This window comes from Ferroglobus sp. (genome assembly GCF_015521575.1).
Lineage (GTDB): Archaea > Halobacteriota > Archaeoglobi > Archaeoglobales > Archaeoglobaceae > Ferroglobus.
Window position 1 is genome coordinate 1 of the sequence record NZ_WANY01000072.1, and the last position, 6,557, is coordinate 6,557.

6 protein-coding genes are annotated in these 6,557 nt (G+C 43.3%); 2 read left to right on the plus strand and 4 right to left on the minus strand.

Annotated elements, in window-relative coordinates; all coding sequences use genetic code 11:
• The 4 genes from F7C14_RS03055 to fbp all read right to left on the minus strand — a co-directional run.
• The coding region (locus F7C14_RS03055) for a hypothetical protein (RefSeq protein WP_290899827.1) at positions 1–685 on the minus strand (685 nt) is incomplete at its 3' end.
• Complete coding sequence (locus tag F7C14_RS03060; protein ID WP_290899829.1) at positions 682–2,463, minus strand: type II secretion system F family protein; 1,782 nt, start codon at positions 2,461–2,463, stop codon at positions 682–684. The genes F7C14_RS03060 and F7C14_RS03055, both read right to left, overlap by 4 nt.
• 109 nt (positions 2,464–2,572) lie before the next feature.
• Positions 2,573–4,141 carry a type II/IV secretion system ATPase subunit gene (locus F7C14_RS03065; protein WP_290899831.1) on the minus strand — a complete coding sequence of 523 codons (1,569 nt, stop codon included), beginning with the start codon at positions 4,139–4,141 and terminating at the stop codon, positions 2,573–2,575.
• A gap of 60 nt (positions 4,142–4,201) precedes the next feature.
• On the minus strand, positions 4,202–5,314 hold the full coding sequence (fbp, locus tag F7C14_RS03070) for a fructose-1,6-bisphosphate aldolase/phosphatase (protein WP_290899833.1): 1,113 nt from the start codon (positions 5,312–5,314) through the stop codon (positions 4,202–4,204).
• A gap of 75 nt (positions 5,315–5,389) precedes the next feature.
• Between fbp and F7C14_RS03075 the strand changes: the two genes are divergently transcribed.
• Together F7C14_RS03075 and F7C14_RS03080 are read left to right on the plus strand one after the other, a co-directional pair.
• A complete protein-coding gene (locus F7C14_RS03075; protein ID WP_290899835.1) occupies positions 5,390–6,136 on the plus strand; it encodes an ATPase domain-containing protein in 747 nt (248 codons plus the stop codon).
• A 1-nt stretch (position 6,137) separates the two neighbouring features.
• Positions 6,138–6,410 (plus strand): hypothetical protein, encoded by a 273-nt coding sequence (locus tag F7C14_RS03080; protein ID WP_290899837.1) that lies wholly within the window; start codon positions 6,138–6,140, stop codon positions 6,408–6,410.
• Positions 6,411–6,557: the final 147 nt, after the last annotated feature.

A 6,557-nucleotide genomic window follows, 5' to 3' on the forward strand; every position in this document is an offset into this window, starting at 1 on the left:
CAGCTGGAAACGTCACCGAACAGGACTCTCTATTTGAATTCGGAACAGTACTGTTTGTAAAATTCAGATACCAACTGTATTGGCTACATGCGTTGTCGTTGAGTTTTATCGTTACATCTGCTGAGTTCAGCGTAAAGGTCGGGTTTCCGTAGAGAATTATTCTTTCTTTTCCTGCGTAAGTTCCTTCGGAGATGTTAACAATAACGAGATACACATTATTCCCGTCGTAGAGAATGCTTTCTCCAATAATTTTCCCTTCTTTCGTGAAGTAATCTCCGAGGATCATAATTTCCTTATCCACATCAAGGTAATTGTAACTCGGCTCAAATTCTACGGAGAGAAGATCAAATTGTATCGGATTCGATAAAAGCTGTGAAGATATGTTGATTATTCCGATCTTCTTGACGGTTATACTACTTGAAGTCGTGGCTGGAGTGAGCAAAAAAGGGTACCTCGGATAGTTTAAGGTTAAATCAAAACTTGCTATGCTAATTCCACCATTTGCTGCGTCAACGGCTTTCTCGACGAGCTCTTCAAACTCAGACTTGAGAGAGAAGTAATGTTTAGCTTCCACGCTCTTTATCCAGGTTGGAACGAATAGAGTCTGAATTATCCCGATCATGGCAACGATTATCGCGAAAACTAACACGAATCCCAAAACCGGAGAAAGAGCGTAATCTCTCATAACCCCACCCCCACGATGAAAGCGAACACGAACAGGCATGCGAGCATTAGGAAGATGGAGTGCTTCAAACCGGCTGAAATCGTTTCCTCGCTCATAACTCCGGCTATTATCCCGTTTACGAGGGCGTTGATTAATGAGGCGTGGTAGAAGAGGGTGGAAAGTTCATCTAAATTTGGAGGATTGAAATAAGCTCCGGCTATTTGAGCAACAGAAAAGTTCGAGAAAACGGAGATGAAGTTCTGGAGAATGACCACAACCGTGAAGAGGAAAACTCCGAAGGTTACGTAAATAATCACCATGTAAGAGAACATGGCGTTCTTCAACCTCTCCCTAAAGTCCAAAAGAAGCTCCACATCGGTTGCTGCCGCAAATATAGCCGCTCTAACGTTGCTCGTTGCCATTAAAGCCCTGTTGATTATCGACACGACTTTGGAAACTATCGTACTCCCAACTCTTTCTTCAAACCTTTCCAAAGCCTCTGTAACAAGCTTCCCCCACTCAATATCCCTTCTAATCCTCTGCACTTCTTCCGTAAGAACTCCAAGCTGGCTCGAAGACATAACTTTTATTGCAGTCACTATGTTCAATCCGCTTTCGTTTAAACTCCCCAAACCTCTCAGAAAGTCAGGCAAATACTTTTCAAGCCTCTTCAATTTGTAAGAAGCGTACTCGTAAAGGATCGTATAAGGGAGAACCGCAAGTATGAACGAAAAAGTTAGAGCGCTTTCAATCCGCAATTCCTTGTAAAAGATAAGGAAGAAGGCAAGCGCTATGGGAACAGAGAAGATGAAACTCAATTTCGGATTTCTAAGGAACGACCTCATTTTTATAGATCTCTCTATCCATCTCAGAGCTTTTTTAACGAATAGCTTTACTCCGCTCCTCCTCTTCAGCCTCGAAACTCCGTTTCCGCTGACGGTCGCATGGAGAAATACTTCACTCACTCTTTCCCCCTTCCACCTCTCCTCTTCAAGCAACTTCGAGGATTTGACAAGGTAGATGAACGCCAAACCACCAAGAGGTATGTAGAGGTAAACTATCGCCCTCATCAGGTTCATCGTATCCTCGTTCATCATGTTCATGACCACGAAAACGATTAACGAGAAGAGGGGAGCAACTATTAGCAAAGCCACGTAAATCTCGGCTAAAATTTCGTAACTGCTCACGTAAAGCTCGTACGCTCTTTCCCTTTCTTCGGTTAGGTGTGAGATTTTAAACTCCAAAAACTCGGATAAAGAGCTGCCTCCCTCAAGAACGCTCGCCAAGTCCTCAAGAAAATCTCTGAATTTTTGAGATGGCGTTGTTGAAGCAACTTCCCTAATCGAGGTTATGATATCCTTTCCGAAGACCGTGACGTTCCTAACGATTATCGCAAACTCCTTACCGATCTCTCCGGTGACGTGCCTTTCCTCAGCTATTGTTTTGAACATGTCCAATAGAGGCGTTCCCCCTTTGGTCATTCCAAGCATTAAGCTTGCGACATGGTAAAGCGTTGCATCGATCTTCGCCCTTCTGCCTCTTGCGATTATGGAGGGAACTCTCAAAAGAAGAGATCTAACTATCAGAATCGTAAACACACCAACTACCAAAGAGACCAAAATCGAGAAAATTTGCTTTCCGTTAGCCACACCAAAATAAAATGGAGTGATGCTGGTTAAGAAGGAGTATACGCTCCCAGAAACAACGTAGGCTCCGTAGGACAGAAAAACTGCAAGAGGAATAAAGAGGAGAGTGTAAAAAGTTACGATCGCCAAGAATTCCGGAAGCGTTAACGGCAATCGAGAAGCTTTCAAATTCCTTTCTATCCAGGAATATTTTTCTTTATTTTTTAAATATTTTTTAAAATAATATTTAGCAAGAAATTTAGGATAGAAGAGATCTATTCTTTCAAGCCTCGATTGTCTCACGAATCTTCCCCTCCTCGTAAATCACCTCGAACGTCTCTTCTGGATACCTGTAGTAAGCGTAGATCATGCTTGTAAAGGTCTTGTAATCTTCAATTCCTTTATTCATGAGGTATTTGAGGAACTCAGCCCTTTTCGTTAATTCCCTGAAAGTATCCTCCACATCTTCTCCTCTTATTATTGCAATTCTCTCAAGGTTTTTCAGCGGATTAACCTGGACGAAAGAGTCAGAATATGGATCCCAGCTGTAGATCTCATTTATAAGGAGATTTTTATCGTTTGGATCTATTCCAAGAATTTCGTACATCTTTTTCGCCCTCCTCAACCTTGTCTTTTCTCTCGTCCACTGGGTTTGTATCGCCACAACATCCAGAAACTGTATCATGCTCCTTGGAACGTTTAAAGGCTCGCTTTCGAGTCTGTAGATGGCTTGATGGATATCTCCGGCGTGAAGGGTTGCATAGGCTGCATGTCCCGTGCTCATCGCCTGAAAGAGTGTTTGAGCCTCAATACCCCTGACTTCCCCAACGACGATGTAGTCCGGTCTCTGCCTCAAAGCCGCTTTCAGCAAATCGTACATCGAGATCTCCTTTTCATCCTCGGTTGTCGATTCTCTTGTAACTTCGGCAATCCAGTTTTCATGGTAAAGAACGATCTCCCTCGTATCTTCGATGGAAATTACCTTGACGTTTGGCGGGAGGAACATTAAGATCGCGTTTAGCGTTGTCGTTTTTCCAGCAGCCGTTTCTCCGACGACGAGAACGTTTAACTTGTGCTCTATGCAAAGCCAGAAGTAGGCCATCTGCTCAGCAGAATAAGTTCCGAGTCTGATAAGATCGAGGGGGATCAAAGGTTTTTCTGTAAACTTTCTTATCGAGAACGACGAGCCTCTTGTTGTTATCTCTGTTCCATAAGTGGCTTGCAACCTGCTTCCGTCCGGCAAGGTTGCATCTATCATCGGATTCCCATGGCTTAAGTGCTTTCCAGAAATCTGAGCTAAGAACTGGACGTATTTGTCAAGTTCCGCTTCGGTAAAAACGAGATCCGTAGGGATATGTCCGTATTTTCTGTGAAAAACGTAAACCGGGATGTTGTAACCATCGCAGCTTATATCCTCTATATACTTGTCGTTCAGCAGAGGATCGATAGGTCCGAATCCAAGAAAATCTCGAAAGAGGTAGTAGTTGTACTTCGCAAATAAAATTTCGTCTATTTCGTAGGGAAGAATTTCAAGAATTTCTTTAAATGCGTTTTCCAGAATCTCAGCCTTCTCTTCCACGCTTATTTTCAAATCCCTTAAGATGAGTACATCGTATAGGTGGGAGTATATCTCCTCAAGAAGTTCGTACTCCTCAGCGGTCAAGTTTGGCTCAAAAATTTTATATCTTACGTTCCCATCGCTTTCGACAATTTGAACGTAAACAAAGGGTTTGAATATCCAGTAATCCTCAAGGAGGACTTCGTCCTCTTCCTCCTCTATCTCAACAAGATTTTCCCAGCTCTTGGGTATGAACTTTTCGAGCAAGGAATAATACTGCCCGGTAAACTTCATCAAGATATCTTTACTGGTTTGAAAGAATATAAATGCTTTCTTTCAAAAAAATAAGTTGGTTTAGATTTCTTCAAATCTTTCCTTAAGTTTTTCCATGACCTTCGGTAAAGTTGTGTACTCCATCTCCTCTCTTGGCAATCTATGCGGCTCGAAGGGTCCGTGTCTCCTCATGTATTCAGCTACTTCCATAGCCTTCTGCCTCGTGTAATCGAAAGCCGGATCGTCGAACATGTCTACTGGCCCTATCAGCTTTCCGTTAGACAGCTGGAAACCTGCAGCCACAACTCTCGGAGGTCCGTCAAATCTCGTACATTTCGCATATTTAAACGGGACAGGCATTATCGGCCCGTTGTGGCTTCCTCTCATCCACCCGCTCACCAAATGCGGGAATGCAAAAGCCTCAAGAACTTCTCCAACCGCCGGCAATCCGCTCTGAGCTCTGACCAAAGCCACTGGATCGTCCTTCCCGACGTATTCCCCAGCTATCTGATACAGTTTTTCCGTGCTTATCACAGCAACAGGTTCATCTTCCGGAAGTTTTCCACCGGGCTTCGGAAAGACCCTCTTTATGACGAATCTGCTCTTGGCTCCTATTAAAGCTAAGATGTCGTACATTTCTTCGGGGGCTTTCATGAAAACCCTTTTGTGCTCCATTATGTCCCAGATTTCGAAGACGAATCCCTGATGCATGCTTGGATCGATTACCAAGCCAGCGGTGTTGAAGGGATCTGCGAAAATCCTGAATATCGGTAGATTGAAAGCTCCCGGCTCGGTTTTGTCCATCATGAAAGCTATGATTGGCTCGGCTTTTCTCTCGGTGAACTCCATCTCCGCAACTCCCGGACCCATTCCCCTCACATTTCCGCTGAAAGCATCGGCAAGAAGGTCTTGCCCGGCTCCGTAAAGCTTTAATTCTTTGGCTTTTTCAGCCGCTTTTTCAAACGTCTCCCATGCGAGTCTGTGAATTTCTTCGCTATCCACGCCTTTTGTGTGGGTCATCAGAAGCTCCAGATCGTCCCCAGCCTTGAAAACTCTAAAGTCTATTATCAGTCCGCTCTCCTTAGCCTCGGAAAGGTTGCTTTCCGCAACTTTAATAAGCTCGTCAGCAACAGTCGTGTGTCCGGCTACGCTGCCAACATCTGCCTTTATCAGACTGACGGTTATTTTACTCATGTATTATGATAAATCCTCATTTAATTTAAGTTTTGAGGTTAACTTTTTATAGTAGATATGATGATTATCAGCTGTATGAAAATCAAACTTGAGAGGTGTCCAACCGGCATACCGGGCTTTGACGAACTCTGCGAGGGAGGACTAATAAGAGATAGAACTGTACTAATAGCTGGTCCTTCTGGTTCTGGAAAAACCATCTTTGCGATGCAGTTCTTAGTAAATGGCGCTACTCTTTATAATGAGCCCGGAATTTTCATTGCAACCGAAGAAAGACCGCAACATTTGAGAGAGCATTTTGCTGTCTTCGGATGGGATTTGGAGAAGCTTGAAGACGAAAACATGCTCGCAATCGTTGATGCGACCTCAACGAAAATAGGTTTGCCAAGCGATGAGAAGTACATAGATGTCAGACCTTTCGACACGAGAAGTTTAATTGATCAGATAATCACAATTCAGGACGAAATCGGAGCGAGGAGAGCGGCTCTCGATTCTACCACAGCAATAGGCTTTGCAATAAACGATCCCGCCAAGTTCAGAGTTGAGCTTCTTAAGATAAGCACGACTCTCGAAGTTCTCGGTTTGACATCAATTTTAACAGCCGAAGTTATTGAATCTGGAGCTATAAGCAGATTTGGCGTTGAGAATTTCGTTACGGAGGGAACCATAGTCCTTTACTACACAAGAAGTGAAAACGTTAGAATCAGAAGCTTGGAAATCTACAAGCTAAGAGGAACGAACCACAGCAAAAAGATTCACCCCTACGACATAACCGATGAAGGAATAGTCGTTCATTCGAGAGAAGAGGTTTACGCGGGATTCTAAAATGATTTTAGAAATTTTAACTTTCCTCCTCGGCATAATTTACGGTTATTCAAGAAAAGGGAAAGAGGACTTGTTCGGCATTCTGAAAGCAGCGCTGAAAGTCTCGATAATACTCGGAATAATTTTAGCAATCGCATCATTCTTAATTTTACCCCATCCCGCAGTACTATTTTTGGCTGGAGTTGGCTTTTTTGCTATTCTTTTTGTAATTTTATATTTCGTAGTTATTTTTCTCATTGGAGTTGTCATAGGAGATTTGCTCGAACGAGTTTAAAGCTTCTAAATCACCTCAGCTCCTCACGACTTCTTAACCACCTATTTCTTTCAATCCTCTTTTCATCGAGACGATTTCGAGCACAGGTTCAAGCGGGTTCGAGTTTTTCTCTTTCAATCCTCTTTTCATCGAGTGACACCTTGGAGA